Below are 16,391 nucleotides of genomic sequence, written 5' to 3' on the forward strand. Positions count from 1 at the left end.
CTTCTAGTTTACTACTTATTACTTTACATAAGGATAGTGACCGTGTAAACGAAATTTTCAGCGAATTAAAAAGTTGAGGTTATAGAATAGAGCAGTGAGGGTATTGAAGAATCATAGGAGGTGCTTGTAAGTGTGGATGTTTATATTGATCCCACTGTTAATCATCTTGATTGTTGTCACTATGAACGCATATCAGAATAAGAAACAATCTGATGTCCATATGAACTCCTATGAACATCAGGAAAGACCAACACAACAAAAAGTAACTGACCGAAATCAAAGCCACGCTAGTGAAAATAGTACAGAACCACCACCCACGTAAGGGGTACAGATATTGAAGTGTGGAAGCGACTGAATTAACATTTTCAGTCGCTTTTTTTTAATAAATGAAATCCAGAACTTTCCTGACGAACCTTAATAATTTTTGATAAACTTATAGTAATTGATAATGTAAGGAGTGGTGTTGGGAATGAATGATACTGGTCTCGTACTCGAAGGCGGTGGGATGAGAGGGGTTTATACAGCGGGTGTTTTGGAGTACTTCTTAGAACAGAAGTTCTACCTACCGTATGTAATTGGCGTGTCTGCAGGGGCTTGTAATGCAGCATCCTATCTCTCACGGCAACAGGGTAGAAATAAGAGAGTAACAATAGGGTTCTCAAAGCACCCTGATTACATATCTTTAAGAAATTACTGGAGAAAACGTCAATTGTTCGGTATGGACCTCATTTTTGATGAGATACCAAATAAGCTCGTTCCATTTGATTACAGTGCATTACAAAATGCGCCTGAAAAATTTGTAGTAGGGACTACAGATTGTATAACTGGAGAACCTGTTTATTTCGAAAAAAATGAATTCCCAGATCAAATTCTGCCGATTCTACGTGCCTCAAGTTCATTGCCGTTTATGGCACCAGTCATTGAATTAGGTAATCGTTGTTTAATGGACGGAGGTATATCTGATCCAATACCGATTCGAAAATCTGAAATGGATGGTAATAAGAAAAATATTGTTATTCTCACGCGAAATGATGGCTACATCAAAAAACGCTCAAAAATGAATTGGATAACGAAGAAGGTATATCCTCAGTATGGCGGACTCGTGAAGAGCATGGATGAGAGGTACCAAGTATATAATGAAACGATGTCCTACATCACTGAAAAAGAACGCGCTGGTGAAGTTTATGTTATTAGACCCATGCAACCATTAAAAGTGAGTAGAGCTGAGCGTAACCCTGTAAAATTAACCGCCCTTTATGAGCAGGGCTATTCTGATGCTGCGCACCATTTTGATGCGCTAAAACATTGGCTTTCAAATACAAATGAAAAAGAAAAGCAAACGGTGCAGTAAAAAATAATTCCCCTTTTTATAAAAATATTCAGAAAATCAAGTTTAAATTAAAAGTAATAGGGTATAAAGAATATGTTAAACATTTTCCCAGGGGGGATAGGTCATGAGTATTGAAGCAATTGCTAAACGAATCTCTGATGAAAAGGAAACCATTGCTCAAAAGACCGCAACAGGTTTGTCCGAGGTCACAGGTGAACGAACGAATCATCATGTTCAAGAAGCACATGAATTGTTAGCAGATTATATTAATCGGGGTCTAACAATGGAAAATGAAGAAGAAACGAAGCAATTGATTATTGAATGGGCAGAGAAAACAAGTTCAAATGCAATCAGTGAACAGCGTCCTTTTAACCAATCCTTTAAAGCCTTCCAGATTTTCAAAGGACAAATTTGGGACCTGGTTGAAGCTCAATCTGAATCAACGACTATTTCAGCGAAGGAAATTTTTTCGATTGTCCGAAAAATCGAAGAAATGGTTGACCAAGCAGCCTATCGATATGTTCGTTCTTTAATTGAAAGTTTCGAAGGCAGAATAGATGAGTCTGAACAAACAATGAGACATGATAAGAAGATGATTGCCGATTTATCTGTACCGATTATTCCATCCATTGTTCCACGTACCATACTCGTTCCAATTGTAGGTCTTTTGACGAATGAACGGTTTGAAATAACAAGGGAAAAGCTATTAAATAATATCGCCAATCAAGATGCCGAATCGATTGTATGTGACTTTACTGGTGCGATTCTACCTGAAAAAGGAAATTTCCAAATTGATGACCTCGCTCATCAGATTGAACAATTGACTAAATCGGTATCGCTGATGGGAGTAGAAATTATTTATGTTGGATTCTCATCACGTCTTGTACAAGAGATTGTCCGAGCAGGTGTAAATATTGAAGCGGAGACATTTTCTACTTTCCGCACTGGCTTACGCTATTTAGCGAGAAAGAAGAAGTGGGATTTATCTTATGAAATCAGTAATGAGAATGAGCAGAATCCTACTTCGATACTAAGTACACGTTTTTAACTGTCCTTCCAAATTTTTTAGAAAACTGCAATTTAATATTCATAAATGTTTATATATCATTAATAAGACCTTAATAACCTCCTGATAAAGTTGTAAATGAATCAACTTTGAGGAGGTTTTATTTTGAAATCATTGACGAAAAAAATAGGTGCAGTCGCCCTAGCGGGTGTTCTGACTACGACAGCGATATTATCTACTAGCATTACTCAAGCGAGTGATGATCAAAATAATAAGAATAATCGAACCCCTAAGAATGTCATCCTTCTTATTGGTGATGGAATGGGATCTACACAGGTCTCTGCTACATCATACTTAAAAGGTGAAGGCTTTAAAGCAGGTCAACTCACAATGGACAATATCGAAAATGTTGGTTTGGCAAAAACATGGGCGCACGATAACACAGTAACGGACTCAGCCGCCGCAGCCACAGCATTTTCTGCAGGTCATAAAACAGACAACGGCGTTCTTGGACAAGCACCAGACCAAGAGCAAGAACATAAAGATGGCGAAAAGCATTTTGATGTAAAGACCGTTCTTGAGTCAGCTGAAGAAACTGGGAAGTCTACGGGACTTGTTACAACGGCAAGAATAACACATGCGACTCCAGCAGCATTTGCGTCTCACATCGATAGCCGTGATAAAGAAAACGAAATTGCTGAACAAATGCTTGATCATGATGTTGAAGTTCTTCTTGGTGGAGGAAAGCGTCACTTTTTACCTGCTGGTGATGAAGAAAGCAAACGAAAAGATGACAAGAATATGATCCGTGCCGCAGAAGAAAAAGGATATACAGTAGTAGAGGATAAAAACGGTCTTAAGAATGCGCAAGGCGACAAGTTATTAGGGCTTTTCAATGAAAGTCACATGACATGGGAAATGGACCGTGAAGAAACAAAAGAGCCAGCACTTAAAGACATGACGACAAAAGCACTTGATCAACTTAAAGGAAACAAAGACGGCTTCTTCCTGATGGTAGAGGGCGGCCGAATTGATCACGCTGGGCATGCTAACTTTCCAGCAGCCAACATGAACGAAACACTCGCTTTTGACGAATCAGTTAAAGCAGCATTAGATTTCGCTAAGAAAGACAAGAATACGCTCGTAGTTGTAACAGCCGATCATGAAACAGGTGGCATGTCGATCGGAGCCAATGGTACTTACGGGTTCAATAAAGACGTCATCCGGAATGTGAAACGTTCTTCTGAATTTATGGCCAGCAAAGTAAACGAAGAGAAGAGCAATATTGAAGATGTACTATCAAAATTTGCAGGTATTGAAGACCTGAAGGAAGAAGAAATCCAAGCAATTAAAGACGCTGAAAAAACCGAGTCTGGCATTGCGAAAGTCATTAGTGATCGTGCCCTTGTAGGTTGGACTACGGATGGACATACAGGTGTCGATGTTCCAGTTTACACATATGGTCCACAATCTGATAAATTTACCGGAACAATCGAAAATACAAAAATTGCAAAAGTAATCGAAAGCGCAATTAAGAAGAAAGATGATGACGACTAAATGAAGTAAACGGACAAGCCTGGAGATTGATCCAGGCTTTTTTGTGCTGTTTTGGCAGGACCTTTTTACTAAAATGATCAGATTAATGCCTGAAATGGTCAGATTATCGAGCGAAATGGTCAGATTACCGCCTGAAATGTCGAGAATTACTGTAAATATGTTTATGAAGTGGAGAATCAGCGTCTGTTTTCTCGGTCGATCATTGCACGTTGATTGACATCTATAGCCTAGTTGGTGAAAAATAGGGATAGTACATATTTAGGAGGAGCATTATGGCGAAGAAAAAGAAGACGACGGTATATAAGCCGCCAAAAAACAGTAGCAAAGGATTCATCATGGCAATCGGAGGCATTTTCGTGCTCGTGGCTGTGTTGTTAATTATTATTGGTAATCAAAATCCTGCACAAAACGACGGATCCTCTAACCATGATTCAACTTCAGGTAAGCAATTGGATGTTACTTATGAAGGGCAGCCAACAGTAGGAGAGAAGGATGCACCAGTTAAATTAGTAGAGTTTTTCGATTTTAAGTGTCCACATTGTGCCGCTTTTGCACAACAAGTTTATCCGCAAATTAAGAAGGATTTCATTGATACTGGAAAAGCGAACATGACGTTTATCAACAAACCGTTCCTTGCGCCAGATTCCATAACGGCAGCAAGTGTTGGAGAGGCTGTCTATAAACAGAATCCGGATGCTTTTTTGACATATTATGATGCGGTTCTTGAAAACCAAGGCGACATGCAAGAGAACTGGGCTACTGAAAAATTCTTAGTTGGGCTTGTAGAAGAAAATGTTGATGGCATCGATCTTGACCAGTTAAAAAAAGATATTGATTCAGATGCTGTAAAAGAAGCAGTTGACCTGGATAGAGAGATGAGTGCGCAAGTCGAAAGCACACCAACCATTCTCGTAAATGGTAAAAAAGTTGAGTTGGATTACGAAGCATCAATTAAACCTGCGATAGAAAAAGCACTGGAAGAAGCAGATGGTCAATAAGAATTTTGGAATCGCTTGGATCATTGCGCTCATTGCGGTATTAGGTAGTCTTTATTTTAGTGAAATAGCCGGCTTTGTTCCTTGTCAATTATGCTGGTACCAAAGGATCTTAATGTATCCACTTGCGGTCATCATAGGGATAGGTCTTTACTTAGATGATCCTAAACTTTCGTGGTATGTGCTCCCGTTTAGTGTAATAGGTGTATTTGTTTCAAGTTATCATTATCTGTATCAGAAGACAGACTGGTTTTCAGAAATAGGCTCTTGTACAAAAGGTGTCTCCTGTTCTGGAGAATACATCAACTGGCTTGGGTTCATTACCATACCATTATTATCATTTACTGCGTTTATGCTGATTACGATTGTAATGATCAGCACGTTAAAAAAAGAAAAATAGAGAGTAAGCCCTGGTGGCTGCTCTCTTTTTGCTTTCAGGACACAATAGTTGTCCTTAATCGGAGTCTTGGATACGATAAGATGAGAATCTAATTAGTTAGGGAGAGTGCAAATGAACGAAACTATTCAAACAATCATGAACCATCGGAGTATACGGGCATTTAAGGATGAGCCACTTTCTGAAGAGCAAATTACAACGATTGTCAAAAGTGCTCAAGCTGCTGCAACATCTAGCTATTTGCAAGTTTACTCAATCATTGGGGTCAAAGATCCAGCAAAGAAAAAGAAGCTAGCGGAACTTGCAGGAAATCAGGAGTACGTTGAGAAGAATGGTCACTTCTTTGTATTTTGTGCAGACTTGAACCGTCATAAAGTCGCAGTGGAAATGGAAGGACTGACAGAAGACGAAGTCGTGGATTCACTTGAATCTACAGAAAAGTTTATGGTCGGTACAATTGATGCAACCCTCGCAGCTCAAAACGCTGCATTAGCAGCTGAGTCGATGGGACTTGGCATCTGCTATATCGGGGGCCTTCGTAACAACTTAGAGGAAGTAGCAGAGATTTTAAAAACACCTGATCGAGTTATTCCATTGTTCGGTATGTGTGTAGGTGTCCCAGATCAGAACCCGGATCAGAAACAGCGATTGCCGTTAGAAAACATCTATCATGTGGATGAATATCAGCAGGACGAAACGAAATTTATTGAGCAATTGGCAAGCTATAATGAAGACATCGGAGATTATTACCGAGAACGTACTCAAGGTGAAAGAACCCATACTTGGACGGAGATCATTGCGACGAAAATGAGTAAACCGATGAGACTTTACATGAAAGATTTCTTAAAGAGAATTAGAATTCCGCTTAAGTAAAGTGAGCGAATACAGTAGCATTGATTCGTTTAAACTACCTTCATATGATAGATGAAATGGAGGCGAGTGAATTGACGAAACGTAAGCAATTGAACGATAAAACGAAGCACCACAATCAAACACCGAAGGAAAGCCTTCCGGATATTGAAATTGCAGAAGAGATCGCAAAAGGTGCAAACAAATTAAGCGAAGAAGATTTACCGAAAAGAGAAAATCAGGAATTTTAAATAAGGAGCTGCTCGAATATCAATCGGGCGGCTCCTTTATGAATTCCTTAAAGTGATTTCAAATGTTCATTAAGTTCTATTGCATATTGAATCGCTTGACGATCGTTCTCAATCTCGCCAGGCTTTCCTGCTTGCCCGATTACATAACCACTAAATTCTAGGTCTATGAAGTCGAAGATATAATTAAACTGCTGTATCAGTGGAAGTGCTTTAATTTTCGGATTGTCCCCACCACAACAAATCACATAGGCTTGCTTCTTGCGCATTTCAGCTTTGAAATCGTACCGTTCATCGCGCAAATTTTGACTAAAGCGATCTACGAAATTTTTCATAATACCTGACATGCCGTACCAATACACAGGCGTTGCAAATACTAAAATATCATGTTCTAAAATGAGATTTACAAGGTGATCATTATCATCATCAACAGGTTTGAATCCACCCGGTTCGTGACGCAGGTCATCTATTGGCTGTATTTGAAGATCTCTCAACTGAACATGTGTAACGTTTAATCCTTCCAATGCTTTCGCGGTCAATTTTTCCGTATTTCCATTAGACCGTGAACTACCGTGTATCGCTAGAATTTTCATATCATATGTACCTCCCCATATCCATAATGTTCCTTTATCATATCGAATACATAAAATCATTGCGAGTGATTAAACTCCGATAAGCACAACGTTTGCGTACCTTTCATTTACCTGTTAGTCTCGGTAACCAATCCACATAAAGGAGAAAAAATTAAAACAAAATACTTGAAAGTCAAAGAAGGTCAAACTATAATAGAATCAAAGGTCAAAGATAGTCAAAGTCAATCTTGATCAAAAATTAACTTATTCAAGGAGGTCATTAATATGCGTTGTCAACACTGTCAAGTAAACGAAGCCAATGTACGAATGACTCTTCACATAAATGGAATGACGAAGCAGATTCGTCTCTGCCCTAAATGCTATAAAGAAATTCAACATGAAATGAAGCAACCAAGTAACATGAATCCTTTTGGTGGAAACGATATGAACGGATTCAATATGGATGACTTCATTGCACAAGCTAATCAATCTGAAGGACAAAAAGGTTCAGGAACAGGTAACAATGGTGGTGGATTACTCGACGATCTAGGACGAAACCTTACCGATGCAGCAAAAGCTGGACTTATCGATCCGGTAATTGGTCGTCATAAAGAGGTTGATCGTGTTTCTGAAATATTAAATCGCCGCAACAAGAACAACCCTGTTTTGATTGGGGAACCTGGTGTTGGTAAAACTGCAATTGCAGAAGGATTGGCTCTGAAAATTGCAAACCAAGAAGCTCCAAGCAAACTGCTTAATAAACAAGTTTATCTCTTGGATGTTTCATCACTCGTTGCCAATACGGGCATTCGCGGTCAATTTGAAGAACGAATGAAACAACTGATTGCTGAAGTGAAAGAACGTAAGAATGTCATCTTGTTCGTAGATGAAATTCATCTACTCGTAGGGGCAGGATCAGCAGAAGGTTCAATGGATGCTGGCAACATTCTTAAGCCAGCACTCGCACGTGGAGAGCTTCAAGTTGTTGGCGCAACAACGTTGAAGGAATATCGTCAAATTGAAAAAGATGCTGCGCTCGAACGTCGTTTCCAACCTGTAACGGTGAAGGAACCTACTGAGCAAGAGGCAGTTGAAATTTTACAAGGATTGAAAGAAAAGTATGAACAATACCACGAAATTCGTTATACAGATGAAGCATTAAGAGCTTGTGTGACGCTATCTAAGCGGTACATTCAAGACCGTTTCTTACCAGATAAAGCAATCGATTTAATGGATGAAGCTGGTTCGAAAATGAACTTAAAGCACGTAGGTACAAGTGCAGATGAAGTGGATGAACGGTTAGCCGTCATTGCAAAGGAAAAGGAAGAAGCAACACAAAAGGAAGACTATGAACGTGCTGCAAAACTTCGAGACGAAGAACTAAAGCTACAAAATCAAATGGATTCAAAGCCAGTAGAAAGACCTGAAATATCAGTTGAAGATGTTCAATATATTGTTGAGGAAAAGACAGGCATTCCAGTCCGTAAGCTACAAAACGATGAGCAAAACAAACTGAAGAACTTCTCAGAGCGACTCGGATCAAGTGTGATTGGTCAAGACGAGGCGGTTGAGAAGGTGGCCAAAGCCATCCGTCGAAGCCGTGCAGGATTGAAATCCAAAGTACGACCAATTGGCGCATTCTTATTCGTAGGACCTACAGGGGTCGGAAAGACTGAGCTAACTAAAACGCTGGCAAAAGAGCTATTTGGCTCTAAAGATGCGATGATCCGTCTTGATATGAGTGAGTATATGGAGAAGCACGCCGTTTCTAAACTGATTGGTTCACCGCCAGGATATGTCGGTCACGATGAAGCGGGTCAGCTAACTGAACGCGTTCGTCGAAACCCATACAGTATTATCTTGCTTGATGAGATTGAAAAAGCTCACCCTGATGTACAGCATATGTTCCTTCAAATTATGGAAGATGGACGCATGACAGATAGTCAAGGTCGTACAGTGAGCTTCAAGGATACAGTGATCATCATGACAAGTAATGCTGGAACTGGCGATAAGAAGATTACAGTTGGGTTCGAAAATCATGGATCTGATGCCGTTTCCGTTCTTGAAAACTTGAGTGCATACTTCAAACCGGAATTCTTGAACCGTTTTGACTCCATTATCCAGTTTAACGAGTTGTCTGAAGATCACTTAATCAAGATCGTTGACTTAATGCTAGATGACATTCGTGAAATGGTGAAGGATGATGAGCGTGAAATTGAAGTAACAGAAGAAGCGAAGAAACGAATTGCATCACTCGGTTACGATCCTCGTTTCGGTGCTCGACCAACCCGACGAGTTCTACAAGAGAAAGTAGAGGATGGTATTGCCGATCTTCTACTTGATGAAGAGAACGTAACGACCATTAAGGTGGATGTCGTTGAAGAAGAAATAGTCGTGAAAAAAGGATAATGAAATTGTAAAAGACCCAGAGCAGATTCTGGGTCTTTTTTTTACAATATATTTATTTCCCACTCCACCTGAAAAATCTTGCCGCGAGGAAGATCGATACAACTGCGATTCCAATCAGTACACCGACTTCGAGCCCATAGTCTGTGATCGGTCCAGTATTCCATGTTCCACGTAACAATTGAATGACGTAATATAACGGTAAAACTTTTGCCACGTATTGAAGGATTGTAGGCATCATATCAAGCGGAAACGTCGCGCCTGATAAGAAGAGCATCAGGTTCAAAAAGAGAGAACTGATTGCTGCAGCTGCCTGCGTGTTTTTTGCAAGAGAGGTCAAGAACAAAGCGAATGGAAAGAAAGCTAAAATACTGATAAGCAATGCAAGTAACGTACTGCCGATGTACTCTGGCAACGTTAAGTCATACATAAGCATACCGAATACCATTAATAATACGGCAGAGATAAAGAAAATCACTGTTCCTTGGAAAGTGTGCGCGGCGAGAATTTTCCAAGGTTGAAGGGGTGTGGATTGATATCTGCGCAAAACCCCTGTTTCCCGGTAACCCGCAAGTACTGTCCCTAACGTGAAAAATGAAGTGGTTACAATGTTTACTCCTATCCAGGAAGGTACATAAAGCTCGGCAAAGGACATGCCGTTCATTTCGTTGCCATTAAACATCGATCCAAACAGCCAAATCATTAATACCGGAAATAAAAACGTCCAAAAAACACTAAGTCGATCACGGAAAAACATTTTAGTTTCTAGCCCAGCAAGCTTCACCATAGCCGTCATGCGGTTTGCTCCTTTTCTAAGTAATGGACGAAAAGATCATCCAAAGTACCTTTCTCAAATTTGAAATGATTCAATGTAACTTCTTTTTCATGACAATACTTGAAAATGTGGTAAGCAGTCGTTTGCTGATCATCGCTGAAAACTTTGAAATGGTTCGACTCTTGCTCAACTCGCAAAACATCTGGTAGTGACAGTAAGTAATCATACTCGATCTCTTCACTTTCAAATGATAAATAGTTGACGGACATTTCGTTTAGCAATTCTTGTGGGGTGTTGAGTGCTTTTAACTGACCACCGTAAATCATCGCAACTCGGTCACATAGCTTTTCAGCTTCCTCCATGTAATGGGTTGTAATCACGATCGTACAGCCTTGATCTTTCAGCAGTTTAATCATTGACCACATTTCACGACGAGCATGTGGGTCTAATCCCATACTCGGTTCATCGAGAAAAACAATTTCTGGTTCGTGCAAGGTTGCTAGTGCAAGTGTGACCCTTTGTTTCCATCCACCTGATAAGTCTTCGAAATTTACATTTAGTTTCTCTTTAAGTCCTAATAGCTCAATTAAATGATCCTTTTGAGTCGTTTTTTTGTAAAAAGAAGCAAATAAGTCGAGTGCTTCTTTTACTTTCATTTTATTTTGGATAGATGTCGCCTGAAACTGGACGCCGATCCGTTTGTTCAATTCTCGAAGCTGTTTGTTCGGAACAAGGCCTAGTACGTCAATTGTTCCGTTGTCAGGTTTCCGGATGCCTTCAAGCATTTCAATGGTAGTCGTCTTTCCAGCTCCATTTGGACCAATGATCCCGAAGATTTCTCCCTTTTTTACGGAAAAAGAAATGTCTTGAACCGCTTTTGTATCCCCATATGTTTTTGACAGGTGCTCAACAGTAATGACGTGCTCCATCATTCTCCTCCTCGTTGATTTATTAATACTGATATTTACGTTTACAAAGGAGGGAAGTTTCATAAAAGTTCGATTTTTGGTCTTGATCGATAAATCTGAGGTTTTGCACGATAAAAGTTGAGTTTTGCACGATAAATCTGGAGTTTTGCACGATAAATCTGGAGTTTTGATCGATAACAACATCAATTATCTTTTATACGAAAGGAATTATTCATATTGTATCGAATTGTGTGGGGTATTCGATTTTTATGAGGTCAGGTGAGGCATCTATGAAAAAATGGGCTTATCTATTCATTGCATTAGGGGCATCTCTTTGGGGTTTAATTGCTATTTTTGTTGAAGCCCTATATACATACGGATTTACAGCATTAGAAATTGTCACACTTCGCGTCACTGTTGCTGCGGTTCTTCTACTCATCATTGCCGCGATTAAGGATGTGCGGTTGCTTAAAATCAACTGGAGAGATAGTAGTTATTTTATCGGTACAGGTATTTTCAGCATCGTCTTTTTTAATTGGTGTCTTTTCACTGCCATTAAAGAAACATCGATTGCAGTCGCGGCCATTTTACTTTACACGGCTCCAGCAATCGTAACGATTCTTTCGAGGTTTTTATTTAAAGAATGGTTTACGGTTCGAAAAGGAATCGCCTTATTAATGACGTTGTTCGGATGCACGTTTGTCATTGGCGTTTTACCTGGCGGAACGAGCAGTACAGTCTCATTCTATGGTGTGCTTGCAGGTCTTGGATCGGGGCTCGGATATGCCTTGTATAGCATCTTTGGTAAGTATGCGTTGAAAAAATATACATCCATCACGGTGATTACGTATACGTTCATCTTTGCCTCAGTTGTATTGATTCCGGTGACAGGATTGTGGAAACAGTCAGATGTTGTATTAAAATCAGGTGTACTTATGAATTCCCTTGGTCTCGGATTAATATCGACAGTGCTTGCATTCATGTTTTATACAGTGGGGCTTCAATACATCGAGTCGAGCAGAGCTTCTATTACAGCAACAGTAGAACCGGTCGTTGCGACGTTAGTCGGGGTCATCCTTTTTAAAGAGCAATTGACGGCATGGCAGATTGTTGGCATCGCTTTAGTCCTAAGTGCCGTGATCGTCGTCCAAGAAAATAAAAAGCGTGTGAAAACGGAGCACTCACTGGTGCAGTAAGGAGAATGACATATGAGGATGAAAGATGTTTTATAGAAGAAAATGTTATATCGTAAAAAAAGAATTCGCCGAAAACTTCAATGATCATTTTCAGCATACAAACCTACCTAACCAACTCAAACATGGTGCTCGTTTGATCGGCCGTTGGATGAAAGATTATTGTGATGATACTGTAGAAATTTTTGCAATTTGGGAATATGACAGTTTCGAGGATTATCAATTGATCGAGGGAAGAGTAAGAAGTGATGAGGCTCATGTAAAAAGGGTTCAAAATTGGTATGAGAAAAATGGTGGAAGAGAGCACGTTTTCAGTGCATACATACTTGAAGTGAGAAACGAAGCACTTGAATCAACGGTTAGTGAAAGTTAAGAGCGATAGCTGCAATTGAATGGTGAGATCAACCAAAGTAATTGGGTCAAAGTCTGAAAGAAAGTTCATTCTATAGACTGAAGAAAATCCATTCTGTTGACCGTTAAGAATAAACATGGAAATGCGTAAACTAAAAGTACCAAATCAAGAAAGGGAGCGGTTTCCATGTTTAACACTTATGAAATTGAAAAGTTGATTATTGAGCAAATTAAGAAGCAACTAAAGAAGTAAGCACATCGAGGGTGTCTGTAACATGTAGCACCCTCCCTAGCTATTCCCAATCTTATCTTCCAGAGCTTCTACCCTTTTTCTTAACTTTGCGACTTCACCATTTTGTTTATGTTTCGATGAGGAAATGCGGTAAGTAATCATAGAGAATATTGAGATGATAAATAATAAGAGTACAATCATGCCTATACCAATGATCAAAAATACACTCATGCGTTACCTCCTTTTTTACAATTCTATCATGAATGATGCATGAAAATTAAAGAAGAAGAGGCTACTGATTATTCAGCTGTCTCTTCTTCTTCGTCTGTTATGGATAGAAACGCTTTAACTCGGTTAAGTTGATCATCACGGTAGTAGTTTAAATACAACCTTTTGGAAAGGCTGAGTGGACCTCCGAAAAAATATTGTTCATACAACGATTGACGCGTTCCGAATGCGCTCATTGAAAGGTCCCATGCAAGCCGGAAGATTTTCACCCGGTCTTCAGCATTTGAATTTGCACCTTGTAAATACTTATCTATATCCTCTCGAATTGGGGAATCAAAGTCCTTTTCACCAGGTATGGAGACAAGTCCACTCGCACCAAGCTTTTGTATAATATCACTGAAAGTCGGATAGATTTTTGCATAATAACATAGTGCAGCATGCAGCGGTTCTTTCGCGGGAGTCATTGTGCCCCATCGGTCTATTTTTGCTTGTATTTCTGAAGACAATACAAGTGCTTTCATCGTTTCAAGCGCAACTATTACATCGGCGACTTTCTCTTGGACGTGATCGTAACCTCCAATATTAATGGTTTGGATCATTAATTGGATTGTTCCTAAGATGAATTCTGTTTTGACAATACAACGATTCGCCACTTGATGAACAGTATGTTGAAAGAAGCTGGATTTGTTATAAATATCGTTTGAGAGCTCTATGTTTTCATAAAAGAAAATATTTTCCCAAGGCACAAGAACGTCATCAAAAACAACGACTGAATCAAGCTCGTCAAAACGAGAACCTAGCGGATGATCGAAGTGAGATTTACCATAGTCAAAAGATTCTCGTGCAATAAATTTGAGTCCTGGAGTATTTGCAGGAATGGAAAATCCATTTGCAAATCTTAAGTCGGTGAGTCCGCCTTGTGGGAAGACGATGATTTCATCTGTTAATCCACCTTGAGTAGCCAACAGTCTAGCTCCACGTATGATGATGCCGTCTTTTGTCTTTTTTGTGATATGTGCAGCAACAGGATCTTCTGAAAAGTCGAATTGAAAAGGTCCCCTATTCACTTGTGGATGAACGAATGTATGGGTAAACGAAAGGTCATTTTTCGTAGCTTTCTTATATAGATGTAGCATGTTTTGGCTAAACTTAGGATCCTGGGAACTTAATAGTTCTGCAGACTGCATGAAGGTCATGAGTATAGTATTTAGATAGTCCGGTGAACGGCCTAATAAACCTCCAGATGATTTTGCCCATTCTTGTATGGCAATTCTTCTTCTTTCAAGGTCCTCTTTCGTTTTTGGAGGAAAGAATGCTAAACCAGCCCTCTCTCCAGAAGGAGTTTTAAAGGACATTTTATCAATCATATCTTTTTGCACTTGTATATCATATAACCTTGCTTTGCTACTAATAATTCCTTTTAATGCTGGGTGTTCAGAAAGCTTTCCGGTAACTTGCTTACCCTCAATCCATATTTCAGGTTTAAGTTGATTAATGCGGTCAATGTATTGTTGACCAGAAATAAGTGCCATAAAATTAGCCCCTTTATCAAACCAATCATACATTTACGATATGCAATTTGCCTGTTTAAGGTACGATTGTTTTCCGTTATTCATGAAAATATGGAAAGTAAAAAGGGGCAAACTTGTATTTGTTTATAGTTAATCAACAAGCATTTTTTCGATTTTATCTTTCACCTTTGTCCACTCATCATTAAGGATGCTGTAATAGACAGTATTTCTTTCGTGTCCGTCATGCATAATTCTAGCCTTACGCAGGACTCCCTCACGTATACCACCAATTCGATCGATGGCATTTTGAGAACGAATATTACGTTCATCTGTTTTTAACTGGACTCTAATCGTAGATAAATTTTCAAAACAATGCTTCAGCAATAAGTATTTGCATTGCGTGTTCACGGGTGTTCTCCAGACAGAGGTTGATAACCACGTCCAGCCAATCTCTAAGTGACGATTTGGCTCAGATATGTCTAAGAATCGAGTGCTCCCGACAAGTTTTTGTTGTTTATGATCATGTATGACGAACGGAAACTCTTTACCTGTTTCCTTAGCTTGTAATGCTTCGTGAACAAGTGCCTCCATATCAGAACGGGTCTTAATATCCTTCGGCATATAATCCCAGATGGCTGGATCATTCCCAGCTTCATATAATGCATCTACATCTGTCATTTCCATTGGGCGAATCGTAACTCTTTTCCCTTCAAGTGTTACAGGTTCAATCCACATCTGATTCCCTCCACAACTAGATTCGTCTACTCACTACATATTCCATCTTGAAGGTTGTATTTCCTTTTGATACGTATCAATTACTGCTTTAAATAAAAAGGTGAGGGCTATAGCGAGCCCTCACTTTACGTCTTATTCTTCAAACGAAGCTTTCATTTCTGTCCAAACCTTTTCCATTTCAGTATGGAATTCTTCTTTTTCGAAGTTAAACTTTTCTTTAAATTCTTCCCGTGTGTGATCACCTTTCTTGAATTCAATAACGTCAGCAATTGATGTACCTTCACCACTTAACTCTGCGACAACTGCTGCGCCAACTAGATGGTGGAGGTGCATATCATTCTCTAAATACTTCGAAACATCTTCACCAGAGTAATTATTTAGGTAAGTTATGACTTTTTCCTTATGTTTTTCTAGATATTGATCAGCTTTAGCCCACTTCCCTTTATGTCCTTTATGCTTCATGAGGTCTTCTTTATTGACACCTAAGTTTTCCATCGTTGTTTCCCATGAGTTCGTTTCCTTGTAATCTGTTAATACTTCTTCGACTGATTTGTCGGCAGCTTTAGCGATATGCATCGCCTTCATGATTTCTTCTTTAGAGTAGCCTTCATCCGTCAATGCTTCGAATTTTTCTTTGTCGATATTTTTATGAAGAGCTTTACCGATTGTTCTTTTGGCATGGCGTTCTGGATCTAATCCAAATTGCTCAGCAGTTTCTTTCCAAGATTCTGAGCTTTTGTAATGAGCTAAGACGTCATCGATTTTTGTGTCAGTCGCATTTGCAATATGGGAGGCTTTAAGAATCTCTTTCTTCGAATAACCTTCATCTTGTAATGCTTGGAACTCATCCTTCATTAAATGCTTCTTGAAGTGGTGCCCCATTTTACCTTCTTCTTTTTGTTCAATCGCCATTGTAGGTGTTTCATCTGAAGTCGAAGCACCTACAAACTGAGGAAGCATCATCCCCATAGTTGCAAGGCCCAACGTCCCAATCCAAATCGCTTTTTTCTTAATCATGTAAAATTCACTCCTTCCATGTGTTAGTTATAGCTTATCCAGAGAGTATGAACAAATTATGAACGAACCATGATGAAACGA

General features: G+C 39.4%; 18 protein-coding genes. 11 read left to right on the forward strand and 7 right to left on the reverse strand.

What is annotated here, in order from left to right; genetic code table 11:
* Nucleotides 1-130: 130 nt before the first annotated feature.
* The 8 genes from L2716_RS01145 to L2716_RS01180 all read left to right on the forward strand — a co-directional run bounded on the left by L2716_RS01145 (nucleotide 131) and on the right by L2716_RS01180 (nucleotide 6,385).
* Nucleotides 131-322 carry a hypothetical protein gene (locus L2716_RS01145; protein ID WP_236330788.1) on the forward strand — a complete coding sequence of 64 codons (192 nt, stop codon included), beginning with the start codon at nucleotides 131-133 and terminating at the stop codon, nucleotides 320-322.
* A 147-nt stretch (nucleotides 323-469) separates the two neighbouring features.
* Complete coding sequence (locus L2716_RS01150; protein WP_236330791.1) at nucleotides 470-1,351, forward strand: patatin-like phospholipase family protein; 882 nt, start codon at nucleotides 470-472, stop codon at nucleotides 1,349-1,351.
* A 103-nt stretch (nucleotides 1,352-1,454) separates the two neighbouring features.
* A complete protein-coding gene (locus L2716_RS01155) occupies nucleotides 1,455-2,378 on the forward strand; it encodes an STAS domain-containing protein (protein WP_236330794.1) in 924 nt (307 codons plus the stop codon).
* A 123-nt stretch (nucleotides 2,379-2,501) separates the two neighbouring features.
* Nucleotides 2,502-3,893: an alkaline phosphatase gene (locus L2716_RS01160; RefSeq protein ID WP_236330798.1), complete on the forward strand. Its 1,392-nt coding sequence runs from the start codon at nucleotides 2,502-2,504 to the stop codon at nucleotides 3,891-3,893.
* Between the two features lie 272 nt (nucleotides 3,894-4,165).
* On the forward strand, nucleotides 4,166-4,891 hold the full coding sequence (locus L2716_RS01165; protein ID WP_236330800.1) for a DsbA family protein: 726 nt from the start codon (nucleotides 4,166-4,168) through the stop codon (nucleotides 4,889-4,891).
* On the forward strand, nucleotides 4,881-5,288 hold the full coding sequence (locus L2716_RS01170) for a disulfide oxidoreductase (RefSeq protein ID WP_236330805.1): 408 nt from the start codon (nucleotides 4,881-4,883) through the stop codon (nucleotides 5,286-5,288). Before L2716_RS01165 ends, L2716_RS01170 begins: the two co-directional genes overlap by 11 nt.
* A 111-nt stretch (nucleotides 5,289-5,399) precedes the next feature.
* Nucleotides 5,400-6,158, forward strand: coding sequence for an oxygen-insensitive NADPH nitroreductase (nfsA, locus tag L2716_RS01175; protein WP_236330807.1), 759 nt, complete (start codon nucleotides 5,400-5,402; stop codon nucleotides 6,156-6,158).
* A 71-nt stretch (nucleotides 6,159-6,229) separates the two neighbouring features.
* The gene (locus L2716_RS01180; RefSeq protein WP_236330810.1) at nucleotides 6,230-6,385 is read left to right on the forward strand and encodes a hypothetical protein; all 156 of its coding nucleotides are present in this window, start codon (nucleotides 6,230-6,232) and stop codon (nucleotides 6,383-6,385) included.
* Nucleotides 6,386-6,432: 47 nt separating this feature from the next.
* On the opposite strand, the gene L2716_RS01185 is transcribed toward L2716_RS01180, so the two are convergent.
* Nucleotides 6,433-6,975: a flavodoxin family protein gene (locus L2716_RS01185; RefSeq protein ID WP_236330812.1), complete on the reverse strand. Its 543-nt coding sequence runs from the start codon at nucleotides 6,973-6,975 to the stop codon at nucleotides 6,433-6,435.
* A gap of 264 nt (nucleotides 6,976-7,239) precedes the next feature.
* Between L2716_RS01185 and L2716_RS01190 the strand changes: the two genes are divergently transcribed.
* Nucleotides 7,240-9,363, forward strand: coding sequence for an ATP-dependent Clp protease ATP-binding subunit (locus L2716_RS01190; protein ID WP_236330815.1), 2,124 nt, complete (start codon nucleotides 7,240-7,242; stop codon nucleotides 9,361-9,363).
* A 52-nt stretch (nucleotides 9,364-9,415) separates the two neighbouring features.
* On the opposite strand, the gene L2716_RS01195 is transcribed toward L2716_RS01190, so the two are convergent.
* Both L2716_RS01195 and L2716_RS01200 read right to left on the reverse strand, forming a co-directional pair.
* Nucleotides 9,416-10,156, reverse strand: coding sequence for an ABC transporter permease (locus tag L2716_RS01195; protein WP_236330818.1), 741 nt, complete (start codon nucleotides 10,154-10,156; stop codon nucleotides 9,416-9,418).
* On the reverse strand, nucleotides 10,153-11,064 hold the full coding sequence (locus L2716_RS01200; protein WP_236330821.1) for an ABC transporter ATP-binding protein: 912 nt from the start codon (nucleotides 11,062-11,064) through the stop codon (nucleotides 10,153-10,155). The genes L2716_RS01195 and L2716_RS01200 overlap by 4 nt, the downstream gene beginning before the upstream one ends.
* A gap of 269 nt (nucleotides 11,065-11,333) precedes the next feature.
* Here L2716_RS01200 and L2716_RS01205 point away from each other — a divergent pair, with 269 nt between their 5' ends.
* Together L2716_RS01205 and L2716_RS01210 are read left to right on the forward strand one after the other, a co-directional pair.
* Complete coding sequence (locus L2716_RS01205; protein WP_236330823.1) at nucleotides 11,334-12,239, forward strand: DMT family transporter; 906 nt, start codon at nucleotides 11,334-11,336, stop codon at nucleotides 12,237-12,239.
* A 25-nt stretch (nucleotides 12,240-12,264) separates the two neighbouring features.
* Entirely contained in the window at nucleotides 12,265-12,609 is a 345-nt protein-coding gene (locus tag L2716_RS01210) for an NIPSNAP family protein (protein ID WP_236330826.1), read from the forward strand.
* Nucleotides 12,610-12,876: 267 nt separating this feature from the next.
* Here L2716_RS01210 and L2716_RS01215 read toward each other — a convergent pair whose 3' ends face one another.
* From L2716_RS01215 to L2716_RS01230, 4 genes are all read right to left on the reverse strand, one after another.
* A complete protein-coding gene (locus L2716_RS01215) occupies nucleotides 12,877-13,050 on the reverse strand; it encodes a hypothetical protein (protein WP_236330829.1) in 174 nt (57 codons plus the stop codon).
* A gap of 68 nt (nucleotides 13,051-13,118) precedes the next feature.
* Nucleotides 13,119-14,579 carry a 4-hydroxyphenylacetate 3-monooxygenase, oxygenase component gene (gene hpaB, locus L2716_RS01220; protein ID WP_236330832.1) on the reverse strand — a complete coding sequence of 487 codons (1,461 nt, stop codon included), beginning with the start codon at nucleotides 14,577-14,579 and terminating at the stop codon, nucleotides 13,119-13,121.
* 129 nt (nucleotides 14,580-14,708) lie between these two features.
* Nucleotides 14,709-15,293: a GNAT family N-acetyltransferase gene (locus tag L2716_RS01225; RefSeq protein ID WP_236330835.1), complete on the reverse strand. Its 585-nt coding sequence runs from the start codon at nucleotides 15,291-15,293 to the stop codon at nucleotides 14,709-14,711.
* A 132-nt stretch (nucleotides 15,294-15,425) separates the two neighbouring features.
* Complete coding sequence (locus L2716_RS01230) at nucleotides 15,426-16,310, reverse strand: hypothetical protein (RefSeq protein ID WP_236330839.1); 885 nt, start codon at nucleotides 16,308-16,310, stop codon at nucleotides 15,426-15,428.
* Between the last annotated feature and the right edge of the window lie 81 nt (nucleotides 16,311-16,391).

It is taken from the genome of Pseudalkalibacillus berkeleyi (genome assembly GCF_021608225.1).
GTDB lineage: Bacteria > Bacillota > Bacilli > Bacillales > Fictibacillaceae > Pseudalkalibacillus > Pseudalkalibacillus berkeleyi.